Here is a 13,312-nt window from a genome sequence, read left to right as displayed (position 1 = left end):
CCCCATGCCGTTCGTGGGGCTGTCGATGAGCGAGGGCTCATCGGTCCCGTTGGTGTCGCCCGACACCGGTGCGGGCGGCGTGTTCGACCTGCTGTGGCTGGTCGTCGCCCTGCCGGCGCTCGGCGCGATCGTCCTGCTGGTCGGCGGGCCTCTCGCGCGCGGCGCGATGGACAAGTGGGGGCACTGGATCGGTACCGCCGCCGCCGCGGCCTCCTTCGTCCTGAGCCTCGTCCTCTTCATCGCGCTCCTCGGCCGCGGCGAGGAGGAGCGCCAGATCGGCCAGCACCTCTTCACCTGGTTCGAGAGCGGTTCCCTCGAGGTCGGGATGGACCTCCTCTACGACCAGCTCTCCGCGCTGTTCCTGCTGCTGATCACCGGCGTGGGCACGCTGATCCACGTCTACTCCATCGGCTACATGGAGCACGACGCGCGCCGCCGCCGGTTCTTCGGCTACCTCAACCTCTTCGTCGCCGCGATGCTGACCGTCGTCCTGGCGGGCAACTTCGTCGTGCTGTTCCTCGGGTGGGAGGGTGTCGGCCTGGCGTCCTACCTCCTCATCGGCTTCTGGCAGCACAAGCCCACGGCTGCAGCCGCCGCCAAGAAGGCCTTCGTGATGAACCGCGTCGGTGACATCGGGCTCTCACTCGGCATCGCGCTGCTGATGGCGACCTTCGGCACCACCGACTTCGGCCGCGTCAGCGAGATGACGTCGGAGGCCACGTCGGGCACGATGACCGCGATCGGGCTCCTGCTGCTGCTCGCCGCGTGCGCCAAGTCGGCGCAGGTCCCGCTCCAGGGCTGGCTGCTCGACGCGATGGAGGGCCCCACGCCCGTCTCGGCGCTGATCCATGCCGCCACCATGGTCACCGCCGGTGTCTACCTGGTCGTCCGCTCCAACTTCGTCTTCGAGTACTCCGAGGTGGCGCAGACGGCCGTCGTCGTGGTCGCCGTCGTCACGCTCCTCTTCGGTGCGGTCATCGGTTGTGCGAAGGACGACATCAAGCGCGTGCTGGCCGGGTCGACGATGAGCCAGATCGGCTACATGATGCTCGCGGCCGGTCTCGGGCCCGTCGGCTACCCGTTCGCGATCTTCCACCTGCTGACCCACGGCTTCTTCAAGGCCAACATGTTCCTGGGCGCTGGCTCGGTCATGCACGGGATGAACGACGAGGTCGACATGCGCCGCTACGGCGCACTCGCCAAGGTCATGCCGATCACCTTCATCACCTTCGCGATGGGCTACCTGGCGATCATCGGGTTCCCGCTCTTCTCCGGGTTCTGGTCCAAGGACAAGATCATCGAGAGCGCGCTCGCCGAGAACCTCTTCGTGGGGCTGCTCGCGCTGCTGGGTGCCGGCATCACCGGCTACTACATGACGCGCCTGATGCTGATGACCTTCTTCGGCCCCACCCGCGCCAACGGCACGGGCGTGCGCTGGGCCGACGACGCCCACCCGCACGAGTCGCCGTCGGTGATGACCGGCCCGCTGGTCGCGCTGGCCGCCCTCTCGGTGCTGGGCGGGGTGCTGCTGCTCGGCAACTGGATCGTCGACTGGCTCACTCCGGTGACCGGGCACGCCGAGCACCACGAGCCGCCGCTGCCGGCGATCGTCATCACCATGATCATCGTGGCCGTCGTCGCGCTCGGCGTGGCTGCCGCCTGGTTCCTGGTCGGCAAGCGCGACGTGCCTCGCGTCGCCCCTCGCGACGTCTCCTGGGCCACCCGGGCCGCTCGGGCCGACCTCTACGGTGACGCCGTCAACGATGCGGTGGTGGTCCGACCGACCGGGGCGCTCACGCGCGGCCTGGCGACGTTCGACCGCCGCGGCGTCGACGGAGTCGTCGAGGGCAGCGCTGCCGCAGCCGGTGGCTTGTCGCAGACGATGCGCAAGGCCCAGAACGGGTTCGTCCGCTCCTACGCCCTGTCCATTCTCGGCGGCGCCCTCGTGGTCGTCCTGGCCCTCCTGGCGGTGAACCTCGGATGAACGAGCTCCCCATCCTCTCGATCCTGATCGCGCTGCCCCTTCTGGGTGCTGTCGCGACGGCCTTCCTCCCGGGAGCCACGGCACGCCTGGTCGGCATCGCGTTCGCCGGAGCGACCCTGGTGCTCGCCGCGGTCACCGCGCTGACGTCGTACGACGTCGGTGGCGGGATGCAGCTCACCGAGACGCACACCTGGATCGAGGCACTGGGCGTCCACTACGCGCTCGGCGTCGACGGCCTGGGCCTGCTCATGGTGCTGCTGACCGCTCTGCTCGTCCCCATCGTCCTGGTGGCCTCCTGGCGTGAGGCAGACGACGAGGGCAACGGCGGCAGCAGCGCCTTCGTGGCCTGGACCCTGGCGCTCGAGGCCCTCTCGCTCGCGGTGTTCACGGCGACCGACGTCTTCTTGTTCTACGTCGTCTTCGAGGCGACGCTGATCCCCGCCTACTTCCTCATCGGCGGCTTCGGTCGCGCGGGACGTGGCCGTGCGGCGACGAAGTTCCTGATCTACCAGCTCGCCGGTGGACTGGTGATGCTCGCGTCGGTGATCGGGCTCTACGTCGTCTCGGCCGACAACGGCACCCCGAGCTTCCTGCTGTCCGACCTGGCGGCACTCGACATCGACGAGACCACCCAGCGGTGGCTCTTCGTGGGCTTCTTCATCGCGTTCGCCGCCAAGGCGCCGATGTTCCCCCTGCACACCTGGCTGGCCGACACGACCGAGAAGGCCACCACCGGCACCTCGGTGCTGCTGGTGTGCATCCTGGACAAGATCGGCACCTTCGGCATGCTGCGCTTCTGCCTGGGGCTGCTGCCGGAGGCGTCGCAGTGGGCCACGCCCGTGGTCGTGGTGCTCGCCCTCATCTCGATCATCTACGGCGCGCTCGTGGCCATCGGCCAGGACGACGTGCTCAGGCTGATCGGTCTGACGTCGCTGTCCCACTTCGGCTTCATCGTGCTCGGCATCTTCGTCTTCAGCAGCACCGGAGGCGCTGGCGCGATCCTCTACATGGTCAACCACGGCATCGCGACGGCGCTGATGTTCCTGGTGGCGGGCTTCCTCATCCGCCGCACCGGCACTGCCTCGATCCGTCAGATGGGCGGTGTCGAGCGGACCGCGCCGGTGCTGGCCGGTCTCTTCCTGGTCGGTGGCCTCGCGGCGGCAGGGCTGCCGGGCCTCGCGCCGTTCGTGTCCGAGCTGATGGTGATCATCGCGGCCTTCCAGCACCACTGGCTCGTCGGCGCCGTCGCCGTGCTCGCCATCGTGCTGGCAGCGGTCTACGCCCTCTGGATGTACCAACGCACGATGACCGGGGAGGGCGGCGTCGATGCGACACCTGTGCCCGACCTCGACCGCCGCGAGGTCGGGGTACTGGCCCCGCTGGTGCTCGGCCTGCTGCTCTTCGGCTTCTACCCGATGCCGTTGCTCGACACGATCAACCCGTACGTCCACGACACCCTGGCGCAGGTCGGCGTGACCGACCCGGCGCCGACGGTGGAAGGGACCACGCCCCACACGACCACTGAGGGGGGTCACCAGTGACCGACTTCGTCAAGCCCAGCGTCGACTACTTCGAGCTGTGGCCGCTGCTGGCGGTGTTCGCGGTCGCGTGCCTCGGGGTGGTCGTCGAGGCCTTCGTGCCGCGCGCCTGGCGCTACCTCTCGCAGGTGCTGCTGACCATGGTCGGCCTCGGTGCCGCTCTCGTCGGTGTCGTCGCGGTCGCCGCTCGCTACGGCGCCGACGACGCGGCGGAGGAGGGCCTGGCCCACGCCGACGGTGCCGCCTACGGCCTTCTCGCCATGGGCGGGACCATCGCGGTCGACGGCCCCACGCTCTTCATCTGGGGCCTGGTCCTGCTGCTCGCGCTCGTGGGCACGCTGCTCTTCGCCGAGCGCCACCTCGACGGTGGCGTGAGCGCCTTCGCAGGCCAGGCGGCGGCCCTGCCCGGGACCGACGCCGAGCGCGAGGCCTACGCCGCCAACCGCGAGCACACCGAGGTCTACCCGCTCTTCATGTTCGCGGTCTTCGGGATGATGATCTTCCCCGCGGCCAACGACCTGCTCACGATGTTCGTGGGCCTGGAGATCCTCTCCCTGCCTCTCTACCTGCTGAGTGCGCTGGCCCGGCGTCGTCGCCTCCTGAGCCAGGAAGCGGCCCTGAAGTACTTCCTGCTGGGGTCGTTCTCCTCGGCCTTCTTCCTCTACGGCGCGGCCCTGATCTACGGCTTCTCCGGTTCGATGTACTTCGCCGACATCAACGAGGCCGTGCGCAACGACGTCGGCAGCTCGGCCATGCTGCTCATCGGCACCGGCTTCCTCTCCGTCGGGCTGCTCTTCAAGGTCGGGGCGGTGCCGTTCCAGGCCTGGACCCCCGACGTCTACCAGGGAGCGCCCACGCCGGTCACGGCCTTCATGGCAGCCGGCACCAAGGTCGCCGCCTTCGGCGCGATCATGCGTCTCTTCTACGTCGCCCTCGGCGCCGACCGTGCCTCGTGGCAGCCCATGCTGTGGATCATCGCGATCCTCTCGATGTTCGTCGGAGCGGCGCTGGCGATCACCCAGAGCGACATCAAGCGGCTGCTGGCCTACTCGTCGGTGGCCCACACCGGGTTCATCCTCACCGGGGTGCTCGGCGTGCAGGCGACCAGCGACCTTGCTGTGGGCGAGATCAGCTCGCTGCAGGCGGTGCTCTTCTACCTCGTCACCTACGGGTTCGCGACCCTCGGCGCCTTCGCGGTCGTCAGCCTGGTGCGCGACTCCGGCGGCGAGGCGACGGCCATCGAGCGCTGGTCCGGCCTCGGCAAGGAGTCGCCGGTCGTGGCCGGTGTCTTCGCCTTCTTCCTGCTCGCCATGGCAGGCATCCCGCTGACCTCCGGCTTCGTCGGCAAGCTGGCCGTCTTCTCCGTCGCCCTGGCGGCCGGAGCGTGGCCCGTGGTCGTCGCGGCCGTGCTGGCGAGTGCCCTTGCGGCCTACCTCTACGTCCGGGTGATCAAGGCCATGTACTTCGACGAGCCCGTCGGTCAGGGGCCCACGGTGGTCTACCCCTCCGTCCTGACGGCCACGACGATCGCGATCGGTGCCGCGGTGACCCTGGTCCTCGGCGTCCTGCCAGGCCCGATGCTCGACCTGGCCGGACTTGCGGGAGAATTCATCAGGTGACCGTCCCCCCGGCCCCGGACCTGGCTCTCCCCGTCGTCGACGAGGAGCTGGAGAGGCGCCTCGCCCGGCGTCTCGCCGCGGTCGAGGAGCAGCTCATCGGTCACTGCCGCGGCCGCACCGACTACGTCTCCACCGCGGCCGCGCACTTGATGGCCGCGGGCGGCAAGCGCTTCCGCCCGTTGCTGGTGCTGCTGGCTGCCGAGACCGGCCCGAAGCCGGACGCACCGGAGGTCCTCACCGCGGCGTGCGTCGTCGAGCTCACCCACGTGGCCTCCCTCTACCACGACGACGTCATGGACGAGGCGGCCCTGCGCCGCGGCGCCGACACCGCCAACGCTCGCTGGGACAACCACGTCGCGATCCTCACCGGTGACTTCCTCTTCGGGAAGTCCTCCGAGCTGACCGCCGACCTCGGGCCGGACGCCGTACGCATCCAGGCCAGGACCTTCACGCGCCTGGTCGAGGGGCAGATCCTCGAGACCGTCGAGCCCGGTCCCGGTGAGGACCCGCTGGCCCACTACCTCGAGGTCGTCGCCGGCAAGACGGGCTCGCTGATCGCGACGTCGGCCCGCTACGGCGCCATGTTCGGCGGCGCGTCCGCCGAGGTGGTCGAGGCGCTGAGCCAGTACGGCGAGATCGTCGGCTCGGCCTTCCAGCTCTCCGATGACATCCTCGACATCGCGTCCGAGTCGGGCGAGTCGGGCAAGACGCCAGGCACCGACCTTCGTGAGGGCGTTCCCACGCTGCCGATCCTGATGGCCAAGGCGTCCACCGATCCTGCGGATGCGCGGCTCCTGGAGCTGCTCTCCGCCGACCTCACCGACGACGCGTTGCACGCCGAGGCCCTCGACCTGCTCCGCAAGCACTCGGCCATGCAAGAGGCCCGCGCCTTCGTGGTGGCCCGCGCTGAGGAGGCGAAGGCCCTCCTCTCGGTGCTCGACCCCGGGTCCGTGCGCACCGCCCTGGAGTCGTTCGCCGACGTCGTCGCGAGTCGCACGGCCTAGCCCCGTCCCTCGGGCACCTTCCCGGGCAGGATTGCTCCCATGACGGCTCGGTGCCTCTTCCTGACCCATCCTGAAGTCGTGGTTGATCCGTCCACACCCGTCACGCGATGGAGCCTTTCGGACGTCGGACGGGCGCGAGCGCACACGTTTGCGCGCGTGCTGGTGGGCCAGGGCTGGGAGCTCATTGTGTCGAGCGAGGAGCAGAAGGCTGTGGAGACGGCCGAGATCCTGGGCGAGGCCCTCGGGCTCCCCGTCGCGAACGACCCTGAGCTCGGGGAGAACGACCGCTCCGCGACTGGCTTCCTGCCGCCGGAGGAGTTCGAACGGACCGCTGACCGCTTCTTCGCTCGGCCCGATGAGGCGGTGCGCGGCTGGGAAACGGCGGCATCAGCGCAAAGGCGGATCGTCGCCGCAGTCCGCCGTGTCTCCGCCGCGGCGCCGGGTCGGCGCATCGTCTTCGTCGGGCACGGAGCGGTCGGAGGCCTGTTGCTCGGCGATCTGACGGACCTCCCGATCAGCCGTGAGCTAGACCAGCCGAGACAGGGCTCCTGGTTCGCGTTCGACCCCACGACCTGGTCGACGAATGACTCATGGCGCGCGCTACCCGAGGGCTGACGTCGGTGTAGTCGCACGTCCTCGGCAAAGCGGGGACGTGCGCCGGCGGCCGGGAGCCAGGGTCCCGACATGCCTGTATCCCCGCCGCAGGATCGTCGGCGGGGTGTGGGGCGGGGTCAATGTCGTAGGTCGTCGGTGGTTGAGGAAGGACGGAGTCCTGTCTCGAAACCAGACTCGGCGAGCGCGGTCGTGCCGTCGTGGTCGCGGAGGTAGCGGTGGCCGTGAGGGCTGGTCCACTCGAAGATTCCCGGCTCGACCATGGTGTAGCGCCAGCCGGTGTGGGTCTTGAGTCGGTGGTGGAAGGTGCACAACGCGGCGAGGTTCGCTGTCTCGGTTGGCCCGGGTTGGGGTCTGCCTTCTGCTTGGGCGTCGTGGTCGTAGGGCTCGATGTGGTCGACCTGGCAGCGCCGCGCGGGTCGTGTGCAATGCGGGAACACGCAGGTCCGGTCCCGCAGGGCGACGTGCTCGCGGATCCGGTCGGGGATCGCGTAGCCGTTGGCTCGCAACGGCTGGTTGAGGTCGATGACTGGCTTGAGGACCACCTTGGTGTGGGAGTTACCGCACCAGGTCTTGACCTGATCGAGCAGGAGGAGACGCATACCTTCCTCCATGCGGCCGAGGTGGTCGAAGGAGATCCCACCGTCACCGACCGCGGCAGCGGTGAGGTGGATGTGGAGGACGAGCTGACGGGCCGCGGGGAGCCGCGGGGTGGGGGTTGTCGGGGTTTCGTGACGGGCCTGGCGGCCCTCCTCAACCACCGAAGGTGGCTGGCCGTCGTCAGCCGCTGAGGACTCGTGGCCGAGGAGGCCGGCGAGGTCGAGGCTGGTCTGGGTGCGGGCGAGGTGGCCGAGGGCGAGGGCGCGGCGGGCATCCAACGACTCGGTGGACCCGAGCGCCTTCAACGCGGCGGCGTGGTGGGTGAGGGTGTGATCGAGGTCGAGGGCATCGATCAGGTCGAGGGAGGCGTTGACCGAGATGGTGCCGCACCGGGAGACGATGTCCTTCTCGATGGTGACGTGCCGGGTCTCGCGCGGTGACCTCTCGTCGTCGGGGTCGGTGGTGTCGAGCTGGAACCGGGTGATGGCCTCGGTGACCAGCCGGTCGAGCTGCGCGGCGCCGACCTTGCCGGCCACGGCGGCGACCTGGGCGTCGATCCACCCGGCGGCCTCGAGGGTCAGGGCGGGGGAGGCGTGGGCGGTGGCCTCGGCCACCAGCCGGGCACGCCACGCCGGGACCCGTCCGGACTGGACGGCCTTCCAGAGTCTGGGGAGGCGATGCCTGAGTTCGAGGGCGTTGCCGATCAGTCTCTTCGCCGCGGTGGTGGAGACGCCCAGGACGGCGCCGAGCTCGGCGCAGCAGAACTCCGCCACCAGCGGTGTGCCCGGGCCGGCGAGGGGTTCTTCGTGTTCACAGCCCGGGATCGAGAACCCGGCGGCGTGGTGGATCGACTCCGGTGGGTGCAGGTCAGCCCACTCCGCAGCCAGGGTCAGGACATCCGCGGCGGCCCTGTTCTCGATCGCTCGTCGTTCCTTCACCGCCGCCAGCAATGCAGCGGCCGAACCCGGCTGCGTCATGGTGGTGGCGGTGGTGGTGGGCATGACTCAATCCAACAGGGGACCACCGACAGTCGGCGGTCGAGGAAAGCGCCATTCCACAGGGGTTTCGAGACAGGACTCCGTCCTTCCTCAGCCAGCGAGCGGGGCGTGGTTTCGAGACAGGACCCTTCGAGACGGCCGCGGGTGGTTTCGAGACAGGACTCCGTCCTTCCTCAACCAGCGAGGTGGGGCGTGGTTTCGAGACAGGACTCCGTCCTTCCTCGACCGGCGGGCGCAGCGGTGGACCACACCCGGTGCCCGATCAGCAGGCAGAGGCCTCGGCCACGAGCCGGAGCTGGCGACGGCGATGGTTGAGGGCCTCGACGGTGAACACGACCAGCGCCAGCCAGACCAGCGCGAACCCGATCCAGCGTCCGGCAGGCATGTCCTCGCGGAAGAGGGCGACTCCGAGGATGAACTGGATGATCGGAGCGAGGTACTGGAGGAGCCCGAGCGTCACCATCGGGACCCTGGTGGCAGCTGCCCCGAAGAGCATCAGCGGGATCGCGGTGACGATGCCGGCGGTGGTGATGAGCAGGGCGTGGCCGGGGCCCTCACTGATGAAGTGGGAGCTGCCGGTCGCGGCCAGCCACGCGAGGTAGACGCCCGCCAGTGGGGCGAGCATGAGGGTCTCCACGGTCAGGGACTCGACGGCGCCGACCCCGGCCTGCTTCTTGGCCAGCCCGTAGGTGCCGAAGGAGCAGGCGAGCACGAGTGCGACCCACGGAGGTCGGCCGTAGTCCACGGTCAGGACCACGACGGCCAGCGTGGCGACCGCCATGGCGACCCACTGCAGGCGTCGCAGGCGCTCACCGAGGATGAACACTCCCATCAGCACCGTGACCAGCGGGTTGATGAAGTAGCCCAGCGACGCCTCGACGACCCGGCCGTTGTTGACCCCCCAGATGTAGACCGCCCAGTTCACCGAGATGACCACGGCCGCCAGCGCGAGCAGCCACATCACCCTCCGGTCGGCGACAACCGCACGCAACGACGGCGTACGACGCCACAGCGCCACGATCGCGACCATGGTGATCGCCGACCAGACGATCCGGTGCGCCAGGATCTCGACCGCGCCGGCCGGCTCCAGCAGGGGCCAGTAGAGGGGGAAGGCACCCCACAGGCCGTAGGCGAGAGTTCCGTAGAGCAGCCCGCGACCGGACGCGAGGACGACGGGAGGGCGGGCTGGCACGAAAAGCAGGATAGGTGTGGGGGTTGAACTACTATGACGTGGTCTCTGCACGTAGCCCCGCCCGTCGGGTCCCGGGGTTGTCGAAGTCTTCTAGGGGGAGTCTCATGCGGTTGTTCCGCAACGTCCTGTCCGCGCTGCTGGTGGCCGTCCTCGGCCTCGGTGTGGCGGCCACCGTGCCGACCGCCGCAGTGGCGGCCTCGGAGCCCAAGCGGCTCATCGAGGAGGAGGACCCCAACGACAACCGTGTCGGCTTCAACGCCTTCAAGCTCAAGGGAGTCATCACCCAGGCCGTGCTGGACCCGCTCACCGGGCAGCCGGCCATCGACCCGCTCACCGGGCTCGAGACCTACGTCCCCTACGCGGACGGCAAGGTCAAGCTGCAGAAGAAGAAGTGCAAGAAGTGCTCGTGGAAGAACGTCAAGAAGCTCCGGACCAACGACAGCGGCAAGTTCAAGACCCGGATCTACGCCCCTCGTCAGGGCCGGTGGAAGTGGCGGGTCTACGTCAAGGCGTCCGACGGCTACGGCACCACCATCGGCAAGCGCTGGACCGCCGCCTTCCGCTGAGCCAGTTCTCCCGGGGTCAGACCACCGTCCAGGTGTCGCCGCCGCCGATCAGCGCTGCCAGTCGGGTGGCGCGGTCGGCGTCCAGGCCCTCGGCCGCCTCGGCGACCTGGGCTCGCGCCTGGTCGTCGTAGGTGGGGCGCTCGACCTGGCGGAAGATCCCGATCGGCGACTGGTTGAGGTAGCCGGAGTCGGTGAGCCGCGAGATCGCGAACGCCAGCGACGGGTCGGGGTTGTGGGCGTCGTGCACGAGGACCTGGTCCTCGGGAACGTCTGCCGCGAGGGCCGCACGCACGCCACCGGTTACCTGGTCGCGGACCAGGACCTTGGTGCCGCGGCCGTCCTCACCGTGCGGTCCGAACCGCACCTGCGCTCCGTGCACCAGCGGGATGATCGCGTCGGCCTTGGTGTCGGGCGACTTGATCGCGTCGAAGGCGCCGTCGTTGAAGATCGGGCAGTTCTGGTAGATCTCCACGAGCGAGGTGCCGCGGTGGGCGGCAGCCGCTGAGAGGACCGAGGTCAGGTGGGCGCGGTCCGAGTCGATCGTGCGGGCCACGAAGGACGCCTCGGCCCCCAGCGCCAGGGACACCGGGTTGAACGGGTGGTCGAGTGACCCCATGGGCGTCGACTTGGTGACCTTGCCGGTCTCGGAGGTGGGGGAGTACTGGCCCTTGGTCAAGCCGTAGATCCGGTTGTTGAACAGCAGGATCGTCATGTTGACGTTGCGGCGCAGCGCGTGGATGAGGTGGTTGCCGCCGATGGAGAGCGCATCGCCGTCTCCGGTTACCACCCACACCGACAGGTCCTCGCGTGCCGTCGCGATGCCGGTGGCGATGGAGGGGGCGCGGCCGTGGATCGAGTGCATGCCGAACGTGTCGAGGTAGTAGGGGAACCTCGAGGAGCACCCGATACCCGAGACGAAGACGATGTTCTCGCGCTTGAGGCCCAGGTCGGGCAGGAAGGACTGCACGGCCTTCAGCACGGCGTAGTCGCCACACCCGGGGCACCAGCGGACCTCCTGGTCGGAGGTGAAGTCCTTGCCGGTCTGCGGCTGCTCGCCCTCGCCCAGCGTCGGGACGCCGTCCGTGCCGGAACGCAGACCGGGGATGCCGAGGTCGCTGGTCGTCACTGGTGGTCCTCCTTGGTGCTGGCGCTGAGGTCGACGGTGATGCCCTCCGCCTCAGCGACGAGCTCGCCGATGACCCCGGCGAGGGTGGCGGCCTTCAGGGGCAGGCCGCGGACCTCGTTGTAGCCGACGACGTCGACCAGGAACTTCGCGCGCAGCAGCATCGAGAGCTGGCCGAGGTTCATCTCGGGGACCAGCACCCTGTCGTAGCGGGCGAGGACCTCACCGAGGTCCTTCGGGAACGGGTTGAGGTGGCGCAGGTGCGCCTGGGCGACGTGGTAGCCCGCCTTGCGCACGCGTCGTACGCCGGCTCCGATGGGGCCGTAGGTGGAACCCCATCCGAGCACCAGCACGCGTGCCTGGCCACCGGGGTCGTCGACCTCCAGAGGCGGCAGGGAGTCGGCGATGCGCTCGACCTTCGCCGCGCGCGTGCGGACCATGAAGTCGTGGTTGGCGGGGTCGTAGGAGATGTTGCCGTGACCGTCGGCCTTCTCGAGGCCGCCGATGCGGTGCTCGAGCCCGGCAGTCCCGGGGATCGCCCACGCCCGGGCCAGGGTCGCCTCGTCGCGGGTGTAGGGCCAGAACTCCTGCACGGCCTCGCCCTTGGCGTTGGTGGTCTCGTGGTTCGGCGCGGTGGCGAAGTCGGGGTCGATGCTCGGCAGGTCGGCGACGTCAGGGATCCGCCAGGGCTCCGATCCGTTGGCGAGGTAACCGTCGGAGAGGAGCATCACCGGAGTGCGGTAGGTGATCGCGATGCGGGTGGCCTCGACCGCCGCGTCGAAGCAGTCGCCCGGCGACTGCGGGGCGATGATCGGCAGGGGTGCCTCGCCGTTGCGGCCGAACATCGCCTGCAGCAGGTCGGCCTGCTCGGTCTTGGTGGGCAGTCCGGTGGAGGGGCCGCCGCGCTGCACGTCGACGACGATGAGCGGGAGCTCGGTCATGACGGCCAGACCGATCGCCTCGGACTTCAGCGCGATGCCCGGACCCGAGGTGGTCGTGACGCCGAGGTGGCCGGCGAAGGAGGCGCCGATCGCCGAGCCGACCCCCGCGATCTCGTCCTCGGCCTGGAACGTCGTGACACCGAAGGACTTGTGCTTGCTGAGCTCGTGGAGGATGTCGGAGGCCGGGGTGATCGGGTAGGAGCCGAGGAACACCGGCAGGCCCGACTGCACGCCGCCGGCGATGAGGCCGTAGGCCAGCGCCAGGTTGCCGGTGATGTTGCGGTAGGTGCCCGACGCCATGGGCGCCGCCTTGACCTCGTAGCGGACGATGAAGGTCTCGGTCGTCTCGCCGAAGTTCCAGCCGGACTTGAAGGCCGTGATGTTGGCGTCGCGGATGGCGGGGACCTTGGCGAACCGCTTCTCCAGGAACGCGGTCGTCGGCTCGGTGGGACGGCCGTACATCCACGAGAGCAGACCGAGCGCGAACATGTTCTTCGCCCGCGAGGCGTCCTTGCGCGAGAGGCCGAACTCCTTGACGGCCTCGACGGTCATCCCGGTCAGGTCGACGCGGTGGAGGGCGTACTCGTCGAGCTCGTCGCCCTCGAGCGGGTTGGCTGTGTAGCCCGCCTTGCTGAGGTTGCGCGTGGTGAAGTCGTGGGTGTCGACGATGATCGTCGCGCCCTTGGGCAGGTCGCCGAGGTTGGCGCGCAGGGCGGCGGGGTTCATCGCCACGAGCACGTCGGGGGCGTCCCCGGCGGTGAGGATGTCGTGGTCGGCGAAGTGCACCTGGAACGACGAGACCCCCGGCAGGGTCCCCTGGGGAGCGCGGATCTCTGCGGGGAAGTTGGGCAGCGTCACCAGGTCGTTGCCGAAGACGGCCGACTCCTGGGTGAAGCGGTCGCCGGTCAGCTGCATGCCGTCGCCGGAGTCGCCGGCGAACCGGATGATCACCCGGTCGAGCTGCTTGACCTGCTTGCTCGGCACCGGGTGGTCGGTGCCGGTCTCGGTCGTGTGAGACACCTCTGCCTGCTTCCTCTCGTGCGCATGGGTGGGTCCCCCAGCGGTTCCACGATAGCCCCGGACCCGTCGTGGGGAGGCGGCTCCTCGGCCTCTGGACGGCCGACGTGAGCCACGA

10 protein-coding genes are annotated in these 13,312 nt (G+C 69.4%); 6 read left to right on the top strand and 4 right to left on the bottom strand.

Annotation, left to right across the window (positions count from 1 at the left end):
* Positions 1 to 25 precede the first annotated feature (25 nt).
* Genes nuoL through EXE58_RS05055 form a run of 5 tightly spaced genes read left to right on the top strand, consistent with a single transcriptional unit; the run spans position 26 to position 6,760 of the window.
* Positions 26 to 1,984 (top strand): NADH-quinone oxidoreductase subunit L, encoded by a 1,959-nt coding sequence (gene nuoL / locus EXE58_RS05075; protein WP_208544225.1) that lies wholly within the window; start codon positions 26 to 28, stop codon positions 1,982 to 1,984.
* The gene (locus EXE58_RS05070; RefSeq protein ID WP_135266864.1) at positions 1,981 to 3,525 is read left to right on the top strand and encodes an NADH-quinone oxidoreductase subunit M; all 1,545 of its coding nucleotides are present in this window, start codon (positions 1,981 to 1,983) and stop codon (positions 3,523 to 3,525) included. The genes nuoL and EXE58_RS05070 overlap by 4 nt, the downstream gene beginning before the upstream one ends.
* Complete coding sequence (gene nuoN / locus EXE58_RS05065) at positions 3,522 to 5,141, top strand: NADH-quinone oxidoreductase subunit NuoN (RefSeq protein ID WP_135266863.1); 1,620 nt, start codon at positions 3,522 to 3,524, stop codon at positions 5,139 to 5,141. Before EXE58_RS05070 ends, nuoN begins: the two co-directional genes overlap by 4 nt.
* Entirely contained in the window at positions 5,138 to 6,145 is a 1,008-nt protein-coding gene (locus tag EXE58_RS05060; protein ID WP_135266862.1) for a polyprenyl synthetase family protein, read from the top strand. Before nuoN ends, EXE58_RS05060 begins: the two co-directional genes overlap by 4 nt.
* Before the next feature lie 39 nt (positions 6,146 to 6,184).
* Positions 6,185 to 6,760 carry a histidine phosphatase family protein gene (locus tag EXE58_RS05055; protein WP_135266861.1) on the top strand — a complete coding sequence of 192 codons (576 nt, stop codon included), beginning with the start codon at positions 6,185 to 6,187 and terminating at the stop codon, positions 6,758 to 6,760.
* Positions 6,761 to 6,876: 116 nt separating this feature from the next.
* On the opposite strand, the gene EXE58_RS05050 is transcribed toward EXE58_RS05055, so the two are convergent.
* Positions 6,877 to 8,358, bottom strand: coding sequence for an HNH endonuclease signature motif containing protein (locus tag EXE58_RS05050; RefSeq protein ID WP_135266860.1), 1,482 nt, complete (start codon positions 8,356 to 8,358; stop codon positions 6,877 to 6,879).
* A gap of 259 nt (positions 8,359 to 8,617) precedes the next feature.
* On the bottom strand, positions 8,618 to 9,547 hold the full coding sequence (rarD, locus tag EXE58_RS05045) for an EamA family transporter RarD (RefSeq protein WP_244242429.1): 930 nt from the start codon (positions 9,545 to 9,547) through the stop codon (positions 8,618 to 8,620).
* Positions 9,548 to 9,651: 104 nt separating this feature from the next.
* Here rarD and EXE58_RS05040 point away from each other — a divergent pair, with 104 nt between their 5' ends.
* Entirely contained in the window at positions 9,652 to 10,113 is a 462-nt protein-coding gene (locus EXE58_RS05040; RefSeq protein ID WP_135266859.1) for a hypothetical protein, read from the top strand.
* A 16-nt stretch (positions 10,114 to 10,129) separates the two neighbouring features.
* Here the strand turns inward: EXE58_RS05040 and EXE58_RS05035 are convergent, their stop codons facing one another.
* Together EXE58_RS05035 and EXE58_RS05030 are read right to left on the bottom strand one after the other, a co-directional pair.
* Positions 10,130 to 11,239 (bottom strand): 2-oxoacid:ferredoxin oxidoreductase subunit beta, encoded by a 1,110-nt coding sequence (locus tag EXE58_RS05035; RefSeq protein ID WP_135266858.1) that lies wholly within the window; start codon positions 11,237 to 11,239, stop codon positions 10,130 to 10,132.
* Positions 11,236 to 13,197 carry a 2-oxoacid:acceptor oxidoreductase subunit alpha gene (locus EXE58_RS05030; protein WP_135266857.1) on the bottom strand — a complete coding sequence of 654 codons (1,962 nt, stop codon included), beginning with the start codon at positions 13,195 to 13,197 and terminating at the stop codon, positions 11,236 to 11,238. Before EXE58_RS05030 ends, EXE58_RS05035 begins: the two co-directional genes overlap by 4 nt.
* Positions 13,198 to 13,312 lie beyond the last annotated feature (115 nt).

The organism is Nocardioides seonyuensis, assembly GCF_004683965.1.
Taxonomy (GTDB): Bacteria; Actinomycetota; Actinomycetes; order Propionibacteriales; family Nocardioidaceae; genus Nocardioides; species Nocardioides seonyuensis.
This window is presented reverse-complemented; position numbering and strand designations above follow the sequence as displayed.